The 22210-nt window shown below is 72.2% G+C and carries 23 protein-coding genes; 13 read left to right on the top strand and 10 right to left on the bottom strand.

The genetic code is table 11. The features are described 5' to 3' along the window. Positions 1 to 60: 60 nt before the first annotated feature. The 3 genes from ACFC51_RS04050 to ACFC51_RS04060 form a co-directional block, all read right to left on the bottom strand. Positions 61 to 873, bottom strand: coding sequence for an enoyl-CoA hydratase/isomerase family protein (locus ACFC51_RS04050; RefSeq protein ID WP_376371433.1), 813 nt, complete (start codon positions 871 to 873; stop codon positions 61 to 63). A gap of 108 nt (positions 874 to 981) precedes the next feature. Continuing rightward, positions 982 to 2181, bottom strand: coding sequence for an adenylate/guanylate cyclase domain-containing protein (locus ACFC51_RS04055; RefSeq protein ID WP_376371430.1), 1200 nt, complete (start codon positions 2179 to 2181; stop codon positions 982 to 984). A gap of 164 nt (positions 2182 to 2345) precedes the next feature. Further along, positions 2346 to 3215, bottom strand: coding sequence for a biotin--[acetyl-CoA-carboxylase] ligase (locus ACFC51_RS04060; protein ID WP_376371429.1), 870 nt, complete (start codon positions 3213 to 3215; stop codon positions 2346 to 2348). Positions 3216 to 3389: 174 nt separating this feature from the next. Between ACFC51_RS04060 and ACFC51_RS04065 the strand changes: the two genes are divergently transcribed. The 4 genes from ACFC51_RS04065 to ACFC51_RS04080 all read left to right on the top strand — a co-directional run bounded on the left by ACFC51_RS04065 (position 3390) and on the right by ACFC51_RS04080 (position 6058). Further along, positions 3390 to 4970 (top strand): acyl-CoA carboxylase subunit beta, encoded by a 1581-nt coding sequence (locus tag ACFC51_RS04065; RefSeq protein WP_376371426.1) that lies wholly within the window; start codon positions 3390 to 3392, stop codon positions 4968 to 4970. 15 nt (positions 4971 to 4985) lie between these two features. Continuing rightward, positions 4986 to 5192 (top strand): acyl-CoA carboxylase epsilon subunit, encoded by a 207-nt coding sequence (locus ACFC51_RS04070; RefSeq protein ID WP_376526904.1) that lies wholly within the window; start codon positions 4986 to 4988, stop codon positions 5190 to 5192. A gap of 71 nt (positions 5193 to 5263) precedes the next feature. Then, positions 5264 to 5392 carry a morphogenic membrane protein MmpB gene (mmpB, locus tag ACFC51_RS04075; protein ID WP_274543556.1) on the top strand — a complete coding sequence of 43 codons (129 nt, stop codon included), beginning with the start codon at positions 5264 to 5266 and terminating at the stop codon, positions 5390 to 5392. Between the two features lie 54 nt (positions 5393 to 5446). Beyond that, a complete protein-coding gene (locus ACFC51_RS04080) occupies positions 5447 to 6058 on the top strand; it encodes a nucleoside triphosphate pyrophosphatase (RefSeq protein WP_376371421.1) in 612 nt (203 codons plus the stop codon). A gap of 12 nt (positions 6059 to 6070) precedes the next feature. Here the strand turns inward: ACFC51_RS04080 and ACFC51_RS04085 are convergent, their stop codons facing one another. After that, positions 6071 to 6514, bottom strand: coding sequence for a hypothetical protein (locus ACFC51_RS04085; RefSeq protein WP_376371454.1), 444 nt, complete (start codon positions 6512 to 6514; stop codon positions 6071 to 6073). Between the two features lie 378 nt (positions 6515 to 6892). Here ACFC51_RS04085 and ACFC51_RS04090 point away from each other — a divergent pair, with 378 nt between their 5' ends. After that, positions 6893 to 8647: an acetyl/propionyl/methylcrotonyl-CoA carboxylase subunit alpha gene (locus tag ACFC51_RS04090; protein WP_376371418.1), complete on the top strand. Its 1755-nt coding sequence runs from the start codon at positions 6893 to 6895 to the stop codon at positions 8645 to 8647. A 92-nt stretch (positions 8648 to 8739) separates the two neighbouring features. Continuing rightward, the gene (locus ACFC51_RS04095) at positions 8740 to 9360 is read left to right on the top strand and encodes a TetR/AcrR family transcriptional regulator (RefSeq protein WP_376371416.1); all 621 of its coding nucleotides are present in this window, start codon (positions 8740 to 8742) and stop codon (positions 9358 to 9360) included. Positions 9361 to 9384: 24 nt separating this feature from the next. Here ACFC51_RS04095 and ACFC51_RS04100 read toward each other — a convergent pair whose 3' ends face one another. Both ACFC51_RS04100 and ACFC51_RS04105 read right to left on the bottom strand, forming a co-directional pair. Continuing rightward, positions 9385 to 10353, bottom strand: a complete 969-nt coding sequence (locus ACFC51_RS04100; protein ID WP_376371414.1) for a DeoR/GlpR family DNA-binding transcription regulator — start codon at positions 10351 to 10353, stop codon at positions 9385 to 9387. Positions 10354 to 10477: 124 nt separating this feature from the next. Further along, a complete protein-coding gene (locus ACFC51_RS04105; RefSeq protein WP_376371411.1) occupies positions 10478 to 11917 on the bottom strand; it encodes an NAD(P)H-quinone dehydrogenase in 1440 nt (479 codons plus the stop codon). Positions 11918 to 12169: 252 nt separating this feature from the next. Between ACFC51_RS04105 and ACFC51_RS04110 the strand changes: the two genes are divergently transcribed. From ACFC51_RS04110 to ACFC51_RS04120, 3 genes are all read left to right on the top strand, one after another. Then, entirely contained in the window at positions 12170 to 12607 is a 438-nt protein-coding gene (locus ACFC51_RS04110) for a gamma-glutamylcyclotransferase (protein WP_376371409.1), read from the top strand. 104 nt (positions 12608 to 12711) lie between these two features. After that, on the top strand, positions 12712 to 13536 hold the full coding sequence (locus tag ACFC51_RS04115; protein ID WP_376371406.1) for a purine-nucleoside phosphorylase: 825 nt from the start codon (positions 12712 to 12714) through the stop codon (positions 13534 to 13536). 192 nt (positions 13537 to 13728) lie between these two features. Continuing rightward, positions 13729 to 15369: a phospho-sugar mutase gene (locus ACFC51_RS04120; protein WP_376526906.1), complete on the top strand. Its 1641-nt coding sequence runs from the start codon at positions 13729 to 13731 to the stop codon at positions 15367 to 15369. A gap of 247 nt (positions 15370 to 15616) precedes the next feature. On the opposite strand, the gene ACFC51_RS04125 is transcribed toward ACFC51_RS04120, so the two are convergent. Then, entirely contained in the window at positions 15617 to 16255 is a 639-nt protein-coding gene (locus ACFC51_RS04125; protein ID WP_376371401.1) for a PH domain-containing protein, read from the bottom strand. Between the two features lie 136 nt (positions 16256 to 16391). On the opposite strand from ACFC51_RS04125, the gene deoC reads away from it, so the two are divergent. The 3 genes from deoC to ACFC51_RS04140 are packed head-to-tail and all read left to right on the top strand — an operon-like array spanning position 16392 to position 19676. Continuing rightward, positions 16392 to 17339, top strand: coding sequence for a deoxyribose-phosphate aldolase (gene deoC / locus ACFC51_RS04130; protein ID WP_376371452.1), 948 nt, complete (start codon positions 16392 to 16394; stop codon positions 17337 to 17339). A 5-nt stretch (positions 17340 to 17344) separates the two neighbouring features. After that, positions 17345 to 18781, top strand: a complete 1437-nt coding sequence (locus ACFC51_RS04135; RefSeq protein ID WP_376371399.1) for an aldehyde dehydrogenase family protein — start codon at positions 17345 to 17347, stop codon at positions 18779 to 18781. Then, positions 18774 to 19676 (top strand): aldehyde dehydrogenase family protein, encoded by a 903-nt coding sequence (locus ACFC51_RS04140; protein ID WP_376371396.1) that lies wholly within the window; start codon positions 18774 to 18776, stop codon positions 19674 to 19676. The genes ACFC51_RS04135 and ACFC51_RS04140 overlap by 8 nt, the downstream gene beginning before the upstream one ends. 55 nt (positions 19677 to 19731) lie before the next feature. On the opposite strand, the gene ACFC51_RS04145 is transcribed toward ACFC51_RS04140, so the two are convergent. Then, positions 19732 to 20157, bottom strand: a complete 426-nt coding sequence (locus ACFC51_RS04145) for a hypothetical protein (RefSeq protein WP_376371394.1) — start codon at positions 20155 to 20157, stop codon at positions 19732 to 19734. A gap of 63 nt (positions 20158 to 20220) precedes the next feature. Here ACFC51_RS04145 and ACFC51_RS04150 point away from each other — a divergent pair, with 63 nt between their 5' ends. Continuing rightward, a complete protein-coding gene (locus tag ACFC51_RS04150; protein ID WP_376371391.1) occupies positions 20221 to 20925 on the top strand; it encodes a uridine kinase in 705 nt (234 codons plus the stop codon). A 51-nt stretch (positions 20926 to 20976) separates the two neighbouring features. Here the strand turns inward: ACFC51_RS04150 and ACFC51_RS04155 are convergent, their stop codons facing one another. Beyond that, entirely contained in the window at positions 20977 to 21144 is a 168-nt protein-coding gene (locus ACFC51_RS04155; protein WP_376371388.1) for a hypothetical protein, read from the bottom strand. Positions 21145 to 21361: 217 nt separating this feature from the next. Continuing rightward, complete coding sequence (locus tag ACFC51_RS04160) at positions 21362 to 22108, bottom strand: SigE family RNA polymerase sigma factor (RefSeq protein WP_376526908.1); 747 nt, start codon at positions 22106 to 22108, stop codon at positions 21362 to 21364. Positions 22109 to 22210 lie beyond the last annotated feature (102 nt).

Consider the following 22210-nt stretch of genomic DNA (forward strand, 5'->3'; position numbering starts at 1 on the left):
GTAGCTTTACCCAGATTTGAGCAGTTGGCGGCACTGATGATCTTCAGTGGGCCCTCCCGGTCACTCCCCGGGCCAGTCGGGCGTCCGCTTCTCGTTGAACGCGGCCACTCCCTCGGCCCGGTCCCCGGAGAAGGCCACGGAGCGCCAGGCGGCGTCCTCCACCTCCAGCCCGGCCCGCAGGTCGAGCCCCTGGCCCAGCCGCAGCGCCCGCTTGGCGGCGCGGAGCCCCACCGGGGAGTTCGCCGCGATGCGGGCGCCGAGGGCCAGCGCCTCCTCGCGGTCCCGGCCCGCCTCGACCAGCTCGTCGACCAGGCCCAGCTCACGCGCCTCGGCAGCCTCCACCCTCCGGGCGGTGAAGACCAGCTCGGCGGCGCGCGCCGCGCCGATCCTCCGGGGCAGCAGTTGCGTACCGCCACCGCCCGGGATGACGCCGACGGACACCTCGGGCAGGCCGACCACGGCCGTGCGGTCGGCCACGATCACGTCACAGGCCAGCGCGAGCTCGAAACCGCCGCCGAGGGCGAAGCCGTGCACGGCGGCGACCACCGGCATCGGCAGCTCCAGCACACCCGTGTACGCGGCCCTCGTGGTGGGCCGCTGCCGGACGAGCTCGGCGTCGGTGAAGGAGTTCCGCTCCTTGAGGTCCGCGCCCACGCAGAAGGCCCGCTCGTGGCTGGAGGTGAGGACGGTCGCGCGCACACCGCGGTCGGCTCCGAGGGCGGCGCACGCCTCGGCGATGGAGACCGCCATCGCGGTACTCACGGCGTTCATCGCCTTCGGGCGGTCGAGCACCAGCTCGGCCACGTGTTCCCGGTCCTCGTGCCGCCGCACGACGACGAATTCCCCGAACCTCTGCTCGGACGTGACACCCATGACTGCACCCCTGACGGTTAACGAGCGTTACCGGGATCCTAGGCAGTCGGGTGAGTTGCCCTCAACGGGCCGTGGGCGGGAGCCCGGTGCCGGGACCCGCCCACCACGTCAGGACGAGGGCTTGCCCCGCCTGGCCAGGAGCCACGGCTCCACCACGCCCAGTCCGCGCACCGGCCGCTGCCACATCGGCTGCAGCCCGAAGCGGTACGCCGGCAGCGGGGGCTCCTCCGCGTCCGGCCGGCCCTCCTTCTCCGCGAGCCGGGCCCGCTCGGCCGCCGCCGCGGCCTCCTCGGCCGCCTGCGCCTCGGAGGCGGGGGCGTCGCCGTTCCTGATCAGCTCCTCGGCGAAGGCACCGTCCACCAGCACCGCGTCCTTCGGCGCTATCGACGTGAGCCGGCTGGCCAGGTTCACCGTCGTGCCGAACACGTCGCCCATGCGCGTGGTGACCGTGCCGAACGCGATACCGACCCGCAGCGACGGCATCGTCGTGTCCTGGGCCATCGCCTCGACCAGCCGGAGCGCTATCTCGCCCGCCGTGCCCGCGTCGTCCGCGGCGAAGAGCACCTCGTCGCCCAGGGTCTTGATGAGCCGTCCCCCGTGGGCGGCGACCAGGTCCGCGGAGGTCGTCTCGAAGGCCTCGACCAGCTCGCCCAGCTCCTCCTCCTCCAGCCGCCGGGTCAGCCGGGTGAAGCCGACGAGGTCGGCGAAGCCCACGGCGAGCCGGCGGTCGACCATCTCCTCGTCGTCCCCGGTCTGCACGACCCGGCCCGTCGCGGCGGCCAGCTGGCGCCGCCACACGTACACCAGGAACTCCTGCAGCTCGGGCAGGAGCAGCTCGATCAGCGGATACGTGACCTCGGTGCGGGTCATGCCCGGCTCGGGAGGCTCCGTGAGCCCCGCCAGGAAGGAGTCGATCTGCCACTCCGCGAGCCGGGCGGTGGTCTGCCCGGTGGACCGGGCCACCTGGATCGCCATCGGCTCGCTGAGCAGTCCCGCCTCCACGAGCCCGGCGAGCCGGCGGAGCGCCAGCACGTCGGCCTCGGTGAGCGCCTTGGCCTGTCCGATGTCGGCGAAGCCCATGGCACGCCAGAACCGGGACGCGAGGTCCATGGACACCCCGGCCGTCCTGGCCGCCTGGAACGGCGTGTAGCGGCGGTCGGCCCCCAGGATCAGGGCCTCCAGCCGGATGGCCAGCGGGTCGTCGGTCGGTTCCGCCGTGTGGTCGACCTCGTGATGCGGTGTCGAGTGGACCGACGCCCCCGACGAGGGCTCCGCGCCGTCGTCGGAGTTCGTGTCGTCGACGGTCACCGGCCGCCTCCTGCCCGTTCCCTGCGCACTGCCCTGCCGATCTGTCGCTGGATCGCCTCAACGATACGGCAGGTGTGCCCTGGCTCACGTCGCCGGTGGCGCGGTTCTCACCTGTCCGGCGCCCCGCGCGCACGAGACGTCACCCGTATGTGCGCAGCACAGGATCAGGTGAGGCCGCCGGCCTCCCCGCGCAGGTGGACGATGTCTCCGGCCGACACCGGCTCCTGGAGCCCGTCGCCCGTCGCCAGCACGAGGCGTCCGTCCCCGTCGATCGCCACGGCCTCGCCGACGACGGACCGGTCGCCCGGCAGCTCCGCGCGCACCGTCCGGTCGAGGGTGGCGCACCCCGCCGCATAGGCCGCCTGGAGCCCGCTCTCGGCGGCGTCGCCGCCGGCGTCCCGCCACCGGCCGTACCACTGCTCCAGCGACCGCAGGACGGCCCGGAGCAGGGTCTCGCGGTCCGTGGAGACCGCTCCGGCGAGCGCCAGCGAACCGGCGTGCGGGGCGGGCAGCTCGGCCGCCCGCAGCGACACGTTGATCCCGATACCGATGACGACGCCGTCCCCGGCGCGCTCGGCGAGGATGCCGCCGGTCTTGCGTTCGGTGCCGCCGATCGTCACCAGGAGGTCGTTGGGCCATTTCAGTGCCATGTCGACGCCCGCGGCCTGCGCGAGCCCCGTGGCGGCGGCGACCCCGGCCAGCAGCGGAAGCCATCCCCAGCGCTCGGCGGGCACCGTGCCGGGGGTCAGGTGGACGGAGAGGAAGAGGCCGGAGCGCGGCGGTGCCGTCCAGGTCCGGTCGAGCCGCCCGCGGCCCGCCGTCTGCTCCTCGGCGACCAGGACGGCCCCTTCGGCCAGACCTCCGGTCGCGGCCCGCGCGGCGAGGTCGGAGTTGGTGGAGCCGGTCGCCTCGACGATGTCGAGAGAGGTCCACAGGCCGTCGGGCCTCAGCAGTCCGCGGCGCAGCGCAGTGACGTTCAGGGGCGGCCTGTCCAGGTCCGACCAGCGGTTGTGCGGCGCATCGGGAGGTGTCATGCAACCCACATTAGGTGTGGCCAACGACGCACTGCCGAACCGTATCCGCGCCGATACGCTACGGGTCAGTAGCAAGGCCCGCCGACGAGCGGGCCGCCGTCGAGCACGTACCGGTCCAGCACGTCAACCGGATGTACCAGCCGTCCCCGTGACCAGGCAGGGAGCCGCCACCCGATGTCCGAGCCGCAGAGCGACATCCACACCACCGCGGGCAAGATCGCGGACCTGCAGCGCCGTATCGAAGAGGCCACACACGCAGGTTCCGCCCGTGCCGTCGAAAAGCAGCACGCGAAGGGCAAGTTGACCGCCCGTGAGCGGGTCGAGCTCCTGCTCGACGAAGGTTCGTTCGTGGAGCTCGACGAGTTCGCACGGCACCGGTCGACCAACTTCGGCATCGAGAAGAACCGCCCCTACGGGGACGGTGTGGTCACCGGGTACGGCACGGTCGACGGCCGCCCCGTCTGCGTGTACTCGCAGGACTTCACCATCTTCGGCGGTTCGCTCGGCGAGGTCTACGGCGAGAAGATCGTCAAGGTCATGGACTTCGCGATGAAGACCGGCTGCCCGGTGATCGGCATCAACGACGGAGGCGGCGCGCGCATCCAGGAGGGGGTGGCCGCGCTCGGACTGTTCGCGGAGATCTTCCGCCGCAACGTGCACGCCTCCGGCGTCGTCCCGCAGATCTCCCTGATCGTCGGGCCCTGTGCGGGCGGTGCGGTCTACTCCCCCGCCATCACCGACTTCACGGTCATGGTCGACCAGACCTCGCACATGTTCATCACCGGCCCGGACGTCATCAAGACGGTCACCGGTGAGGACGTCGGCTTCGAGGAGCTGGGCGGCGCCCGCACCCACAACACGACGTCCGGCGTCGCCCACCACATGGCGGGCGACGAGAAGGACGCCATCGAGTACGTCAAGTCCCTGCTGTCCTACCTCCCGTCGAACAACCTCTCCGAGGCGCCCGCCTTCCCGGAGGAGGCCGACCTGGGGACCACCGACGAGGACCGCGAGCTCGACACCCTCATCCCGGACTCGGCGAACCAGCCGTACGACATGCACACCGCCATCGAGCACGTGCTCGACGACGGCGAGTTCCTGGAGACGCAGGCCCTGTTCGCGCCGAACATCGTCACCGGCTTCGGGCGGATCGAGGGCTACCCGGTCGGTGTCGTCGCCAACCAGCCGATGCAGTTCGCCGGCTGTCTGGACATCGACGCGAGCGAGAAGGCCGCGCGCTTCGTCCGTACGTGCGACGCGTTCAACGTGCCGGTCCTCACCTTCGTCGACGTGCCGGGCTTCCTGCCGGGTGTCGACCAGGAGTACGGCGGCATCATCCGCCGCGGCGCCAAGCTGATCTACGCGTACGCGGAGGCGACCGTCCCGCTGATCACGGTGATCACCCGCAAGGCGTTCGGCGGCGCGTACGACGTCATGGGGTCCAAGCACCTGGGCGCCGACCTGAACCTGGCCTGGCCGACGGCCCAGATCGCGGTGATGGGCGCCCAGGGCGCAGTGAACATCCTGCACCGGCGCACGATCGCGGCGGCGGAGGATCCCGACGCCACCCGCGCCGAGCTGATGACGGACTACGAGGACGCGCTCCTCAACCCCTACGTCGCGGCCGAGCGCGGGTACGTCGACGCGGTGATCATGCCGTCGGAGACCCGGGCCCACCTGGTGAAGGGCCTGCGCCAGCTCCGTACGAAGCGCGAGTCGCTGCCGCCGAAGAAGCACGGCAACATCCCCCTCTAACCACCGGGAGCCACCATGATCAAGGTCGTACGGGGCAATCCGACCCCGGAGGAGCTCGCCGCGGCCCTCGCCGTGGTCCGGGCGCGCGCCGCGGCGGTGGCCGACGTGCCGTCCGGTGCCCCGCTGCCGCCCGAGCAGTGGTCCGACCCGGGACGGATCGCCCGGCAGGGCGCGCTCAGGCCGGGTCCCCGGTCGTGGGCGCGGACGTACTGGCCCTCCTGAAGCAGGGCTCCGGCGGCGCTTGAGTACGTGTACTCAGGCGCCGCCGCCGTACCGGGAGCACCATCGGAACCATGCTGTGGTCCGACCCCGAGAACAAGCCGCCGAAGGAACTGCGCGACGCCGTGGACATGATGCGTCGCGCAGGACTGCTGCTGGCGCTGGCCATGGTCGTGGCGATGTTCGTCCTGGGGACCCGCTGAGAGCCGTCCCGCCCGGATCCGGGGGCTCCCCCGGTCCCTCCGGCCCCGCCTACGATGGCGGGCATGACTGATCAGCGCCGCCTCGTGCTCGCCTCCGCGTCCCCCGCCCGTCTCGGACTCCTGCGCCAGGCGGGCCTCGCCCCCGAGGTGGTCGTCAGCGGTGTGGACGAGGACGCCGTCACGGCTGCGACCCCGGGCGAGCTGGCGCTCGTCCTGGCCCGGGCGAAGGCCGCCGCGGTGGCCTCCCGCCCGGAGGCCGCCGGCGCGCTCGTCGTCGGGTGCGACTCGGTGCTGGAACTGGACGGCGTGGCGTACGGCAAGCCCGCCGACGCCGAGGAGGCCACCGCCCGCTGGAAGTCGATGCGCGGCCGGTCCGGAATCCTGCAGACGGGCCACAGCGTCGTCGACACGGCCACCGGCCGCACGGCGTCGGCGACCGCGTCCACCGTCGTCCGGTTCGGTGAGCCGACGGACGCCGAGGTGGCGGCCTACGTCGCCTCGGGCGAGCCCCTGCACGTCGCCGGGGCGTTCACCCTGGACGGCCGCTCGGCGCCGTTCGTCGAGGCGATCGAGGGCAGCCACGGCAATGTCATCGGCCTGTCGCTGCCGCTGCTGCGCCGGCTGCTCGGCGAAGTGGGCACGCCGATCACCGACTTGTGGGTCTGAGCGGCGCCCGCCTCACACGGGGGCCGGCGTCCCTCCGACGCCCGCCCCCTCGGCCTTCGTCTCCGGCGCACGCCGCTCGAAGACCACCAGGGTCAGGACGATCAGCGCCAGGACGGCCATCAGGAACGCGAACGCCGCCCACCCGATCAGCCCGACCGCCAGCGCCCCCAGCACCCCGTGCACGACCGCGCACGCGATGAGGGTGATCCGGCCGAAGCGGCCCGGACCCCGGTCCCGTATAGCCGCCAGCAGCGGTATGAACCCGCAGAGCAGGAGCAGGGCACCGAAGACGCCTCCCATCACCCAGGTGCCGGTGACCATGGCGTCAGGATCCATCCCCGCCAGGGACATGCTCTGGTTGTCGGCGACCGTCGCGAGGACACCGTTGACGAGCACGATGCCCACGGCTTCCACGAACAGAACGAGCGCGGTCACGAAGGCCACTGGTCTGCGCACCACGGCGCCACCCCCTGTTACCTGTAGTACGTGCGGTAGCGCGGACCCTACTAACCGGTAATGCTGCGGACAAGGGGATGCGCACAGCTCGTGCACGCAAGGCGGCGCCCCGGGGGCGAAGCAAAGTTTCCCTCGGCCGTTCGTAGGGACTCCACAAAGAAACGCCGCGCGGCGTTGACCGTCCGGACAGAGACTTGGGCCACACTTCGTGGCTACTGTGCGGTTGAGGATCCCGGCGTACCGTGGTGCGACAAGGGATTTCGCGACTCGAGCAAGCCTCGAATCACACTCCGTGTGGGCAAGTTCACTATTGGGGACGGGTCGTACGGCCGTGTCGGTAGTCCCTAAACTCAGCTTGTTCTCAAGGAGGGAGTCATCGTGCGCAAGGTGCTCATCGCCAACCGTGGCGAAATCGCTGTCCGTGTTGCTCGGGCTTGCCGGGATGCCGGAATCGCGAGCGTGGCCGTCTACGCCGATCCGGACCGGGATGCTCTGCATGTGCGCGCGGCGGACGAGGCGTTCGCCCTGGGCGGTGACACCCCGGCCGCCAGCTATCTGGACATGGCCAAGGTGCTGCAGGCCGCGAAGGACTCCGGGGCTGACGCGATCCACCCGGGTTACGGCTTCCTGTCGGAGAACGCGGAGTTCGCCCAGGCCGTGCTGGACGCGGGTCTGACGTGGATCGGCCCGCCGCCGCAGGCGATCCGGGACCTCGGTGACAAGGTCGCCGCCCGTCACATCGCCCAGCGCGCCGGCGCCCCGCTGGTGGCCGGCACACCCGACCCGGTGTCCGGGTCGGGCGAGGTCGTGGAGTTCGCCGAGAAGAACGGCCTGCCGATCGCGATCAAGGCCGCCTTCGGCGGTGGCGGGCGCGGCCTGAAGGTGGCCCGCACCCTCGAGGAGATCCCGGAGCTGTACGACTCGGCGGTCCGTGAGGCCGTCGCGGCGTTCGGCCGCGGTGAGTGCTTCGTGGAGCGCTACCTCGACAAGCCCCGGCACGTGGAGACCCAGTGCCTGGCCGACACCCACGGCAACGTCGTCGTCGTCTCCACCCGTGACTGCTCGCTCCAGCGCCGCCACCAGAAGCTGGTCGAGGAGGCCCCGGCCCCCTTCCTGTCCCAGGCGCAGAACGCCGAGCTGTACGCGGCGTCGAAGGCGATCCTGAAGGAAGCCGGCTACGTCGGCGCCGGCACCGTGGAGTTCCTCGTCGGCCTCGACGGCACGATCAGCTTCCTCGAGGTCAACACCCGCCTCCAGGTCGAGCACCCGGTCACCGAGGAGGTCACCGGCCTCGACCTCGTGCGCGAGATGTTCCGCATCGCCGACGGCGAGGAGCTCGGCTACGGCGACCCGGCCGTGCGCGGCCACTCCTTCGAGTTCCGCATCAACGGCGAGGACCCGGGCCGCGGCTTCCTGCCCGCTCCCGGCACCGTGACCCTCTTCGCCCCGCCGACCGGTCCCGGTGTCCGCCTGGACGCCGGTGTCGAGTCCGGCAGCGTCATCGGCCCTGCGTGGGACTCCCTGCTCGCCAAGCTCGTCATCACCGGCGCCACCCGCGAACAGGCCCTCCAGCGTGCCGCACGCGCCCTGGCCGAGTTCCAGGTCGAGGGCATGGCGACCGCGATCCCCTTCCACCGCGCGGTCGTCACCGACCCCGCGTTCACCTCGGACCCGTTCCGCGTCCACACCCGGTGGATCGAGACGGAGTTCGTCAACGAGATCAAGCCGTTCACGGTCCCCGCCGACCAGGACACCGACGAGGAGTCCGGCCGCGAGACCGTCGTCGTCGAGGTCGGCGGCAAGCGCCTGGAAGTCTCTCTTCCCTCCTCGCTCGGCATGAGCCTGGCCCGCACCGGTCTTGCCGCCGGGGCCAAGCCCAAGCGCCGCGCCGCGAAGAAGGCCGGCTCCGCCGCCTCCGGCGACACGCTCGCCTCCCCGATGCAGGGAACGATCGTGAAGATCGCCGTCGAGGAAGGCCAGGAAGTCAAGGAAGGCGACCTCATCGTCGTCCTCGAAGCGATGAAGATGGAACAGCCCCTCAACGCCCACCGCTCCGGCACGGTGAAGGGCCTGGCTGCGGAGGTCGGCACCTCGGTGTCCTCCGGCGCGGCGATCTGCGAGATCAAGGACTGAGTACCCGCTCCGTCTTCCCCTGGGGGCCCGGCACCTGCCGGGCCCCCAGTGGCATCCTTGGGACGCGGAGCGGACACCAGGAGGACAGGGCGATGGCCATGAGCACGGCACCGGGACCGGCCCGGCCGATGCGCGCCGACGCGCGCCGCAACTACGACCGGCTGCTGCGCGAGGCCCGCACGTCCTTCGCCGACCGGGGCACGGACGCCTCGCTGGAGGACATCGCCCGGCGGGCGGGGGTGGGCATCGGCACGCTGTACCGGCACTTCCCCAATCGCCAGGCCCTGATGAACGCGGTGTTCCAGGAAGCGCTGACCGCCCTGCTCGACCGCTCCCGCGAGCTGGCACAGGCGGACCGGCCGTGCACCGCGCTGGTGGAGTGGCTCGGCGCGATCGTCACTCATGCGGGTGAGTACCGCGGCCTGGCCCAGGCGCTCATGTCGGCCCCGGGCGACGAGACTTCGGCCCTGACGTCCTGCCATGTGCCCTTGCGCCAGGCAGGAGCACGCCTGCTGACCCGCGCCCAGTCGAGCGGCTCGGTGCGGGCGGACGTGTCCATCGACGACCTGTTGCAGCTGACCAACGCGATCGCGCTGGCCGCGGAGCAGACCCCGGCCGATCCCGCGCTGGCCGACCGCCTGCTGCGGCTGACTCTGCGGGGACTGAAGGCCGGTCCGGGCGACTGCGAACCGTCGAGTCCGCCCGGAAGCTGACGGACTCGTCGAGGGCGCTCCCCCCTACCGGCGCCGCAGATCCGCGACCCTGCCCACCGGCCCGTCCGCCAGGGACGCCGCGCTGCGCAGCTGGGGACCGAGGCCCCCAGGCCCTCCGTGGCCGCCCTGGGTGCGCCGCTGACCCGGCAGCGGCATGTCCTGCCGCGTCTGGCGGCCCTGCGGCAGGGCGTCGCCGGCGCCGGACTCGGCGTCGGGCCCCGCCACCGTGATCTCCACCCCCTGGTCGGCGAGGGCCTGGAGCTCGGTGGCGGCCCGCTCGTCGTGGACCGGCGGCTCGTCCGTCACCAGACGGGTGATCAGGTCCGTGGGCACGGTCTGGAACATGGTGTCCGAGCCGAGCTTGGTGTGGTCCGCGAGGACCACCACCTCGGCCGCGGCCTGCACCAGTGCCCGGTCCACACTCGCGGAGAGCATGTTGGACGTGGACAGTCCGCGCTCGGCGGTCAGCCCGCTCCCGGACAGGAACGCCCGGGTCACCCGCAGCCCGTGGAGCGACTGCTCGGCACCACTGCCGACGAGCGCGTAGTTGCTCCCGCGCAGCGTGCCACCGGTCATCACCACTTCCACCCGGTTGGCATGGGCCAACGCCTGGGCGACCAGCAGTGAGTTGGTGACCACGGTCAGGCCGGGCACCCGCGCGAGCCGGCGGGCCAGCTCCTGCGTGGTCGTTCCGGCGCCGACCACGATGGCCTCGCCCTCACCGACCAGACCGGCCGCCAGGTCGGCGATGGCCGTTTTCTCCGCGGTGGAGAGATGGGATTTCTGCGGAAAGCCGGACTCCCGCGTAAAACCGCCCGGCAAGACCGCACCGCCGTGCCGGCGGTCGAGGAGTCCTTCTGCCTCCAGCGCCCGCACGTCCCGCCGTACGGTCACTTCGGAGGTCTGGACGACGCGGGCGAGCTCACGGAGCGATACCGCCCCGTTGGCGCGCACCATTTCGAGGATCAACTGACGACGTTCTGCAGCGAACACGAAACTGACAGTAACCTGGCCGTGCGTTGCTTTTCAGCAGTTTGCGCCGAATAAGAGAAGTTGTACGCAGGCGGGGCCTCCCAGTGGTATACGGAGGCCCCGCCTGTGAACGAACCGGTACGCGCTACGCCTCGCCGGCGCTCTTCCGCGTGTGCAACTGCCGTGCCACTTCGGCGATCGAGCCGGACAGCGACGGGTACACGGTGAAGGCGTTGGCGATCTGCTCCACCGTCAGGTTGTTGTCGACGGCGAGCGAGATCGGGTGGATCAGCTCACTGGCCCTCGGAGCGACGACACAGCCGCCGACGACGATGCCGGTGCCGGGCCGGCAGAAGATCTTGACGAAACCGTCCCTGATGCCCTGCATCTTGGCACGCGGGTTGCGCAGCAGCGGCAGCTTCACGACACGGGCGTCGATCCTGCCGGAGTCGACGTCGGCCTGGCTGTAACCGACGGTGGCGATCTCGGGGTCGGTGAAGACGTTCGCGGAGACCGTCTTCAGGTTCAGCGGCGCCACCGCGTCGCCGAGGAAGTGGTACATGGCGATGCGGCCCTGCATGGCCGCGACCGAGGCCAGGGCGAAGATCCCGGTGACGTCACCGGCCGCGTACACGCCGGGGGCGCTGGTGCGGGAGACCCGGTCGGTCCGGATGTGCCCGGACTCCTTGAGCTGGACTCCGGACTCCTCCAGGCCCATGCCCGCGGTGTTGGGGATCGCGCCGACCGCCATCAGGCAGTGCGTGCCGGAGATGACGCGGCCGTCGGCCAGGGTGACCTCGACCCGGTCGCCGACGCGCTTGGCGGACTGGGCGCGGGAGCGGGCCATGACGTTCATGCCGCGGCGCCGGAAGACGTCCTCCAGGACGGCGGCGGCGTCCGGGTCCTCGCCCGGGAGCACCCGGTCGCGGGAGGAGACGAGGGTCACGCGCGAGCCGAGTGCCTGGTACGCACCGGCGAACTCGGCGCCGGTGACCCCGGAGCCGACCACGATGAGCTCCTCGGGGAGCTCGTCCAGGTCGTAGACCTGGGTCCAGTTCAGGATGCGCTCGCCGTCCGGCTGGGCGTCCGGGATCTCGCGGGGGTGGCCGCCGGTCGCGATCAGGACCGCGTCGGCGGTGAGCCGCTCCTCGGTGCCGTCGGCGGCGGTCACCACGACCTGGCGGGACCCGTCGGCGGCCTGGAGGCCGTCCAGCCGGCCCCGGCCGCGCATGACCCGGGCGCCCGCACGGGTGACGGAGGCGGTGATGTCGTGCGACTGGGCGAGCGCGAGGCGCTTGACCCGCCGGTTGACCTTGCCGAGGTCGACCCCGACCACCCGGGCGGCCTGCTCCAGGTGCGGGGTGTCGTCGGCGACGATGATGCCGAGCTCCTCGTAGGAGGAGTCGAAGGTGGTCATCACCTCGGCCGTCGCGATCAGGGTCTTGGAGGGCACGCAGTCGGTCAGGACCGACGCGCCGCCGAGACCGTCGCAGTCGACGACGGTCACCTCCGCGCCGAGCTGGGCGCCGACCAGTGCCGCCTCGTAGCCGCCGGGGCCGCCGCCGATGATCACGATCCGGGTCACGAAATGTCCGCCTCGCGTGGTGTCATCCCACGGCCGTCTGCCGCCCCGGCCGGGGGTCCGGGGGATCGCCCCGGCGTATGCAGTACGTAGTTCATTGTCCCGCACGCGCCAAGGTGCTTCGCCCCGGGGCCCTCCATACGGGAACGGGCCTGGCCGGGCCACGGTCCCCGCGGCCCGGCGGCCCGCTCACGGCCGGGGACGATCCTCGGCCGAACCCTCGTCCCCCGGGCCGCCTCACGTACCCTCGACCCCATGTCGCTCTACGCCGCGTACGCCGGCAACCTCGACGCGCGGCTGATGACGCGCCGCGCACCGCACTCCCCGCTGCGCGGCACGGGCTGGCTCAGCGGCTGGCGGCTCACCTTCGGCGGGGAGCAGATGGGCTGGGAGGGCGCGCTGGCCACGGTGGTGGAGGCACCCCGTTCCCAGGTGTTCGTCGCGCTGTACGACCTGGCTCCGATGGACGAGGACTCCATGGACCGCTGGGAGGGTGTCGGCCTCGACATCTACCGGCGCATGCGGGTGCGCGTGCACACCCTGGACGGCGAGGAACCGGCCTGGATGTACGTCCTCAACGGCTACGAGGGCGGGCTGCCCTCGGCCCGCTACCTGGGCGAGGTGGCGGACGCCGCCGAGTCCGCGGGCGCACCCCACGACTACGTGATGAACCTCCGCAAGCGCCCCTGCTGAGCCCGGCCCCCGGGGCCCTTCTGTACGAAAGTACGAATACCTCCAGCCAGACTCTCCACGGACACATCTACGCGCGTAGGGAATCAGCGGTTACCCTCATCCGCGTGAACGCATCTGTTATTCCGGACCACATCCAGGGCGACCCGTACGCCGCCGCCGCCGACGCCGCCGCCCGCCTGCGCGAGCTGACCGGCGCCGAGACCCATGACGTCGCTCTCGTGATGGGCTCCGGGTGGGCCCCCGCGGGCGATGCGCTCGGCATTCCGGAGGCCGAGTTCCCGGTCACCGCGCTCCCCGGGTTCCCCGCCCCGGCCGTGGAGGGCCACGGCGGCACGATCCGCTCGTACCGGATCGGGGAGAAGCGCGCCCTGGTGTTCCTGGGCCGCACGCACTACTACGAGGGCCGCGGTGTCGCCGCCGTCGCGCACGGCGTCCGGACGGCCGCCGCCGCGGGGTGCCGGACCGTCATCCTGACGAACGGGTGCGGTGGCCTGCGCGAGGGCATGCGCCCCGGTCAGCCGGTCCTCATCAGCGACCACCTCAACCTCACGGCGGCCTCGCCGATCGTGGGCGCGAACTTCGTCGACCTGACCGACCTGTACTCGCCGCGGCTGCGCGCGCTGTGCAAGGAGATCGACGAGACGCTCGAAGAGGGCGTCTACGTGCAGTTCCCCGGCCCGCACTACGAGACCCCGGCCGAGATCAACATGGTCCGTGTCATGGGGGGCGACCTGGTCGGCATGTCCACGGTCCTGGAGGCGATCGCGGCGCGTGAAGCGGGCGCCGAGGTCCTGGGCATCTCCCTGGTCACGAACCTGGCCGCCGGGCTGAGCGGCGAGCCCCTCAACCACGAAGAGGTCCTCCAAGCAGGCCGCGACTCGGCCACGCGCATGGGCGCGCTGCTGGCGCGGGTGCTCGAGCGGGTCTGAGCCCCTGACCCGGGAAGCGCAGCCGGACCCGTCCGGCCCCGCCGGAACCCGAGACACCGACGGACCCGTCCAGCCCCGCCGGCGTGCGGGGGCCGGGGGCGGAGCCGGTTCCGGGAAGGGGCGGGCAGGGGAACGGTCCACCGCACTCCACCGCCCGCCCCACCCACCACTCCCCGCAGAAAGGCGGACACCGTGCAGCAGGACCTCCTCACCCGCGCCAAGGCCTGGCTGGCCGAGGACCCGGACCCCGAGACCCGCGCGGAGCTCGAAGGGCTCATCGAGGCCGGTGACGAGCCCGCGCTCGCCGACCGCTTCGCGGGCACGCTCCAGTTCGGGACGGCCGGCCTGCGCGGCGAGATCGGTGCGGGCCCGATGCGGATGAACCGGTCCGTCGTGATCCGCGCCGCCGCAGGACTCGCCGCCTACCTGAAGGCGCAGGGGCGGACCGGCGGGCTCGTCGTGATCGGCTACGACGCCCGCTACCGGTCCGCCGACTTCGCCCGCGACACCGCGGCCGTGATGACCGGCGCGGGCCTGCGCGCGGCGGTGCTGCCCCGCCCGCTGCCCACCCCCGTCCTCGCGTACGCCATACGGCACCTGGGGGCCGTCGCCGGTGTGGAGGTCACCGCCAGCCACAACCCGCCGCGCGACAACGGCTACAAGGTCTACCTCGGAGACGGCTCGCAGATCGTGCCTCCGGCCGACGCGGAGATCGCCGCCGCGATCGGGGCGGTGGGCCCGCTCGACGGCGTACCGCGCCCCGAGTCGGGCTGGGAGACCCTCGGCGACGAGGTCCTGGACGCCTACCTCGCGCGTACGGACGCCGTCCTCGCCCCCGGGTCGCCCCGCACCGTGCGGACGGTCTACACCGCCATGCACGGCGTCGGCACCTCCGTGCTCACGGCGGCCTTCGCCCGGGCCGGCTTCCCCGGGCCCGTGCTCGTGGCCGAACAGGCCGAGCCGGACCCGGCGTTCCCCACCGTCGCCTTCCCCAACCCGGAGGAGCCCGGCGCGATGGACCTCGCGTTCGCGACGGCACGCCGGGCGCGGCCCGACGTGATCATCGCCAACGACCCGGACGCGGACCGCTGCGCCGTGGCCGTCCCGGACGCGTCGGCCGAGGGCGGCTGGCGGATGCTGCGCGGCGACGAGGTCGGCGCCCTGCTGGCCGCGCACCTGGTGGACCGGGGTGTCTCCGGCGTGTTCGCCGAGTCGATCGTCTCCTCGTCCCTCCTCGGCCGGATCGCCGGGAAGGCGGGCCTCGGCTACGAGGAGACCCTGACGGGCTTCAAGTGGATCGCCCGCGTCGACGGCCTGCGCTACGGCTACGAGGAGGCGCTGGGCTACTGCGTCGACCCGGAGGGGGTCCGCGACAAGGACGGCATCACGGCCGCCCTGCTGATCGCCGAACTGGCCTCCGTGCTGAAGGAGAAGGGGCGCACGCTCCTCGACCTGCTGGACGATCTCGCCCTGGAGCACGGACTGCACGCCACGGACCAGCTGTCGGTCCGCGTCGAGGACCTCTCGGTCATCGCGGACGCCATGCGCCGTCTGCGGGAGACCCCGCCGACCGCCCTGGCCGGCCTCGCCGTCATCTCGGCCGAGGACCTCTCCCGGGGCACGGACGCCCTGCCGCCCACGGACGGCCTGCGCTACCACCTCACGGGCGCCCGCGTCATCGTCCGCCCGAGCGGCACGGAGCCGAAGCTCAAGTGCTACCTGGAGGCCGTCGTCCCGGTCGCCGACGCGTCCGCCCTCCCGGCGGCGCGCGCTCGGGGCGCGGAACTGCTGGCCGGCATCAAGCGGGACCTGGCGGCGGCTGCGGGGATCTGACGGCGGCACCGGCACGGGACGGCACCGGACGGGGCGCCGCCCCGTCCGGACGGTGTGTCCCCCGGGCCGTTCCGGAGGCGCCCCTGCCCTTCCGGCTTCCGTGCCCCTGCTCCCGGTCGAACCCGGCACGGTCCGGGCACGGTCGGCGGGCGGCGAGCAGGTGCGAGGCGGCCGGCCCGTTCTGGGGCCGGCCGCCTCGTCCGCGACGCGATCGGTCCTCCTGAGCGCTCCCGGGCGGCCCCGGACCTCAGCCGATCGCGAGGAGCACCACGAGCAGCACCGCGCCGACGACGGCCGGGGCGATCACCTCGTAGGCCCAGCGCACGGACGCGGTGACGGTGCCCGGCCGGTTGTGGGCGGTGGCGCGCTCGGCCAGTTCCCTCAGGTCTCCCACCGTCTGGTCGGCGGCCGCCGCCCGGGCCTGGGAATCGCGGACGTCGGCGTGCACGGAGGTCCGGCCGTAGGGGTCGTCGTGCGCCCGCTGGCCGGCCCTCCTGGCTGCGCGCTTGCGCTCACGCAGCGACACGGGGACCGCCCAGAGCTGGTACGTGGCTCCGGAGTGGGTGAGGATCTCGCTCGAGTAGGCGGCGCGCACGGTGGAGACGTCCGTCCAGGGGAGGACGATCGTGCGGAACGGGTTGCGGATCCGGATCCGCTCCTCACCGGCGAACACGGCCGGCCGCAGCGTGAACGCCACGATCAGCGGGACGACCGTCAGCAGCGCGGCCAGCGCGAGCCAGGGCACCCGCCCCTCCCCCTGGGCCACCGCGTCGCCGCCGATCCAGCCGACCAGCAGGATGAGCAGCGCGCCGCTGACCAGCCCTGCTCCCGACCGGTAGGTCCGGTCGGCGTGTGCGGGCTCGGCGGGAGGTGTGGGGCTCGTCATGGTCCCGATTCTGCCTGACGCCGCTCGCCGAGCGGGGCGCGGCCGTGGCCCGCTCGGGGCGGCGCGGAGGGAAGGCACGAAAAGGGGAGGGCCCTGTACAGGTCGCTACGCGCGTAGATATGCTCATGTGGTGACCATGCCCACCACTGCTCCTGCATTCGCCGACGCGACGGCGTCCGACAGTGCGCTGCGCCGCTTCCTGCACGGGCTGCCCGGCGTCGACACGGTCGGTCTCGAAGCGCGGGCCGCCTCCCTCGGCACCCGATCGATCAAGACGACCTCCAAGGCGTACGCCATCGATCTCGCCATCTCGATGATCGACCTGACGACGCTGGAAGGCGCGGACACCCCGGGCAAGGTCCGGGCCCTCGCCGCCAAGGCGGTCAACCCCGACCCCACCGACCGCACGACCCCGCGCACCGCGGCGGTCTGCGTCTACCCCGACATGGCGGCGACCGCCGTCGCCGCGCTGGCCGGCTCCGGGGTGAAGGTGGCGTCCGTCGCGACGGCCTTCCCCGCCGGACGCGCCGCGCTGGACGTCAAGCTCGCGGACGTCCGCGACGCCGTGGCGGCCGGGGCCGACGAGATCGACATGGTGATCGACCGCGGCGCCTTCCTCTCCGGGCGCTACCTCAAGGTGTACGAGGAGATCGTCGCCGTGAAGGCCGAGTGCGGCTCCGCACGGCTGAAGGTGATCTTCGAGACCGGCGAGCTTTCCACCTACGACAACATCCGGCGCGCCTCCTGGCTCGGGATGCTGGCGGGTGCGGACTTCATCAAGACGTCGACCGGCAAGGTCGGCACGAACGCCACCCCGGCGAACACCCTGCTGATGCTGGAGGCCGTGCGCGACTTCCGCGAGCAGACGGGCGTCCAGATCGGCGTGAAGCCCGCGGGCGGCATCCGCACCTCCAAGGACGCCGTCAAGTTCCTCGTCCTGGTGAACGAGACGGCGGGCGAGGACTGGCTGGACAACCACTGGTTCCGCTTCGGCGCCTCCAGCCTGCTGAACGACCTGCTGATGCAGCGCCAGAAGCTCAGCACCGGCCGTTACTCCGGCCCCGATTACGTGACGGTGGACTGATCCCCATGGCATCTGCATTCGACTACGCACCGGCTCCGGAGTCCCGCTCCGTCGTCGACATCGCGCCCTCGTACGGCCTGTTCATCGACGGCGAGTTCACCGAGGCTGCCGACGGCAAGGTCTTCAAGACGGTCAGCCCGTCCACCGAGGAGGTGCTCTCCGAGGTCGCGCGAGCGGGCGCGGAGGACGTGGACCGGGCCGTGAAGGCGGCCCGCAGGGCCTTCGAGAAGTGGTCCGCGCTCCCCGGCTCCGAGCGCGCCAAGTACCTGTTCCGGATCGCCCGGATCATCCAGGAGCGCTCCCGGGAGCTCGCCGTCCTGGAGACCCTGGACAACGGCAAGCCCATCCGGGAGACGCGTGACGCGGACCTCCCGCTGGTCGCCGCGCACTTCTTCTACTACGCGGGATGGGCCGACAAGCTGGACCACGCGGGCTACGGCGCCGACCCGCGCCCGCTCGGCGTGGCCGGCCAGATCATCCCGTGGAACTTCCCGCTGCTCATGCTCGCCTGGAAGATCGCCCCGGCCCTCGCCACCGGCAACACGGTGGTGCTGAAACCGGCGGAGACCACGCCGCTGTCGGCGCTCTTCTTCGCCGACATCTGCCGCCAGGCAGGCCTGCCCAAGGGCGTCGTCAACATCCTGACGGGGTACGGCGACGCGGGCTCGGCCCTCGTCGAGCACCCGGACGTGAACAAGGTGGCCTTCACCGGCTCCACCGCCGTCGGCAAGGCCATCGCCCGGCAGATCGCGGGCACGGAGAAGAAGGCCACGCTCGAACTGGGCGGCAAGGGCGCCAACATCGTCTTCGACGACGCGCCGGTCGACCAGGCGGTCGAGGGCATCGTCACCGGCATCTTCTTCAACCAGGGCCAGGTCTGCTGCGCGGGCTCGCGTCTCCTCGTGCAGGAGTCCGTGCACGACGAGGTGCTGCACTCCCTCAAGCGCCGGCTGTCCACGCTCCGGCTCGGCGACCCGCTGGACAAGAACACGGACATCGGGGCGATCAACTCCGCGGAGCAGCTCTCCCGGATCACCGCGCTCGTCGGGACCGGTGAGGCGGAGGGCGCGGAGCGCTGGACGGCGCCGTGCGAACTGCCCTCCTCGGGATACTGGTTCGCCCCGACGCTCTTCACCGGTGTCACCCAGGCGCACACCGTCGCCCGCGACGAGATCTTCGGCCCGGTGCTGTCGGTGCTGACCTTCCGCACCCCGGACGAGGCGGTCGCCAAGGCCAACAACAGCCAGTACGGCCTCTCCGCGGGCATCTGGACGGAGAAGGGCTCCCGCATCCTCGCGGTGGCGAACAAGCTCCGCGCCGGAGTGGTGTGGGCCAACACGTTCAACAAGTTCGACCCGACCTCGCCGTTCGGCGGATACAAGGAGTCGGGCTTCGGCCGCGAGGGCGGCCGTCACGGTCTGGAGGCCTACCTCGATGTCTGACGGGCGACTGAGCGTCTTCAAGACCTACAAGCTGTACGTCGGGGGCAAGTTCCCCCGCTCCGAGAGCGGCCGGGTGTACGAGGTGACGGACTCGAAGGGCAAGTGGCTGGCGAACGCCCCGCACTCCTCCCGCAAGGACGCGCGGGACGCGGTCGTGGCCGCGCGCAAGGCGTTCGGCGGCTGGTCGGGCGCGACCGCGTACAACCGCGGGCAGGTCCTCTACCGCGTCGCGGAGATGCTGGAGGGCCGCCGGGAGCAGTTCGTGCGGGAGGTGGCGGACGCCGAGGGGCTGTCGAAGTCCAAGGCGGCGGCCGTCGTCGACGCGGCGGTCGACCGCTGGGTCTGGTACGCGGGCTGGACGGACAAGATCGGTCAGGTCGTGGGCGGGGCGAACCCGGTGGCGGGCCCGTTCTTCAACCTCTCCACCCCGGAGCCGACCGGCGTGGTCGCGGTTCTGGCACCGCAGGAGTCGTCGTTCCTGGGCCTGGTCTCGGTGGTCGCCCCGGTGATCGCCACGGGCAACACCGCGGTGGTCGTCGCCTCGGCCGCCGCCCCGCTGCCCGCGCTGTCGCTGGGCGAGGTCCTGGCCACCTCGGACCTGCCGGGCGGTGTGGTGAACATCCTGTCCGGCAGGACGGCCGAGCTCGCGGCTCCGCTCGCGTCCCACCAGGACGTCAACGCGATCGATCTCACGGGTGCCGACGCCGGTCTGGCGACGGAGCTGGAGGTCGCGGCCGCGGACAACCTGAAGCGCGTCGTGCGCTCCCGTCCACAGGCTGTGGACGGAGCGGACTGGTCCGCCGACCCCGGCACGCACCGGATGACGGCCTTCCTGGAGACGAAGACGGTCTGGCACCCGACCGGTGCACTGGGGGCCTCCGGCTCCTCGTACTGACCCCGTGCACGTGTGGGCCGCCCCCCGGGCGGCCCACACGTGTGCGTACGGCAGGTCAGCCGGTGATCAGACCGGTCACCTGTCCGACGACGGGCAGGTCGCCGAGCGCGGCGCCGCTGGTCAGCGGGTCGGTGACCAGCGCCGTGGTCACCGGCTTGAAGTCGGCGATCTGGGCTCCCACCGCGTTGTCCAGCGGGTCCACGCCCGTTCCCGCCAGCGGATCGATCTGGAGATCGGTGATGGGCTTGACCGCCCCGGCGAGGCCGTAGCCGAGCGCGCTGGTCAGCGCGGGCGCCGCGGCATCACCGACCGCCCCCAGCGTGCTGTCCGCGGTGTCCGAGCCGGTGGCGGGCGTCGCGGGCAGCGGCGCCGCCTGGGCCGCCGCACCTCCCGCGCCGAGCGCCGCGCCCAGCGCGGTGAGGGTGAGCCCGGCGCGCAGCAGTGCGCGGTGCCGGGGCTTGGACAGTGCATGACGTGCCATGTTTTCCCACCTGATCGGGACGTGTCGGGTAATCATCCGTGCGCGCAGAGTAGTTGAGGTGTGATGCTCGATACCAACAGGACCTCCCGGGGATCCCCTGCGCGGGTCAATGCCTCACACTTCTGTTCTGTGAGTTCCCAACCGATCCCCACGCGCGTCGTACTGCTCGCCGGTCCGTCCGGCTCCGGCAAGTCGTCCCTCGCCGCCCGCAGCGGTCTGCCGGTCCTGCGCCTGGACGACTTCTACAAGGAGGCGAACGATCCGACACTGCCTCGGGTCACCGGCAGCGCGGACATCGACTGGGACTCACCCCTGTCCTGGGACGAGGACGCGGCCGTGGCGGCCATCACCGAACTGTGCCGCACAGGGCGTACGCACGTCCCGGTGTACGACCTCGCCACGAGTGCCCGGACCGGCCACGAGACGCTCGACATCGAGCGGACCCCCCTGTTCGTCGCCGAGGGCATCTTCGCGGCGGACATCGTGGTGCGCTGCCAGGAGCTGGGACTGCTCGCCGACGCGCTGTGCCTGCGCGGGCGGCCGTCCACGACCTTCCGGCGGCGCCTGGCGCGGGATCTGCGGGAGGGCCGCAAGTCCGTCCCCTTCCTGCTGCGGCGCGGCTGGCGGCTGATGCGGGCCGAGAAGGGCATCGTGGCCCGCCATGCGGCGCTGGGCGCCCATCCCTGCGGCAAGGCCGAGGCCCTCGGCCGTCTGGCCGCCGCGGCGGCTGGGCGCTGCCGGGCTCCGCTCAGCCGGGTGGCGAACTGACGCCTCCCGGCACCGGCCCGCACGCGGTGGAGGCCGCGGCCGTCGGCCGGATCAGCCGAGCGGGAGCTCCAGGCGGGCTCCGCCGTCACCCGGGGAACTGATCGTGGCGGTGCTGCCCTCGGTGCCGGCGAAGGAGTACAGCGCGTCGCGGCTGTTGACCACGAGCGCCAGGCTGTGGCCGTCCGGCAGGTCGCAGGCGCCGGGCCGGAGCCCGGCCACCACTCCTGCCGGGGTGAAGGGCTCGTGGATGCGGTCACGTGCGAACCGACCCGCGCGTAGTCACCCGGTCGAGTGATCAACACCGCGAGAACGACGAGCGGGGGCGGACAGGACCCCCCGGCCTGTCCGCCCCCGCTGCGCGTTCCCCCGTGCCGCCGCCTCCCCCGAAGCCGCGGCCTTCCCCCGTTTCCCCCGTACCCCGTTCCCCCCGTAGACCTCAGGCCACCAGCTCGCCGAAGGACTCCTCCTCGTCACGGCCGAAGCTGAGGACGTCGTCCTCGCGGAGCCGGCGGAGCGACCGCCAGATGCTCGACTTCACCGTGCCGACACTGATGTCGAGGATGGACGCGATCTCCGGGTCCGTGCGGCCCTCGTAGTAGCGGAGCACCAGCATCGTGCGCTGGAGTTCGGGCAGCCGCGCCAGCGCCTGCCAGAGCACCGCGCGCAGTTCGGTGCCCCGCATCGCGTCCGTGTCGCTCACCGTCTCCGGGAGCTCCTCGGTCGGGTATTCGTTGAGCTTGCGCCTGCGCCACGCGCTGATGTGCAGGTTGGTCATGGTGCGGCGGAGGTACCCGCCGACCGCCGCCTTGTCGCTGATCCTGTCCCACGCCCGGTACGTCGAGAAGAGGGCGCTCTGCAGCAGGTCCTCGGCCTCGAACCGGTCGCCGGTCAGGTGGTAGGCGGTCGCGTACAGGGAGGCGCGGCGCTCCTGGACGTAGGCGGTGAACGCCGCTTCGGCGTCCTCGGCCCGGTCCTGGGGCTTCCGCTCCCCCGTGACCTCCCCGTACGCGCTTCCCCCGTGCTCCCCCGTGGGTGCGTCGACCATCGCCAGGTACGACGTGTGCTGACGTACTGCGCCGCGCACGCGCCCCCGTCCCTGGACACCGGCCTTCTCCGGACCCCGCCCGACGTCGTGAAGGCGCGTGACAACTGCGCTTGAGGTGGTGCTGTGCAGTGCGTTCATCTGGCGCCCCCCATCGGTGGAGTCCGTTCGTTCCCTGTGCCAATGAGCTTGCCGGGGCAGTTTCATGGCACTGTCCCCCGACTGTCACAGGCCTGTCACAGG

The organism is Streptomyces sp. NPDC055962 (genome assembly GCF_042270185.1).
Lineage (GTDB): Bacteria > Actinomycetota > Actinomycetes > Streptomycetales > Streptomycetaceae > Streptomyces.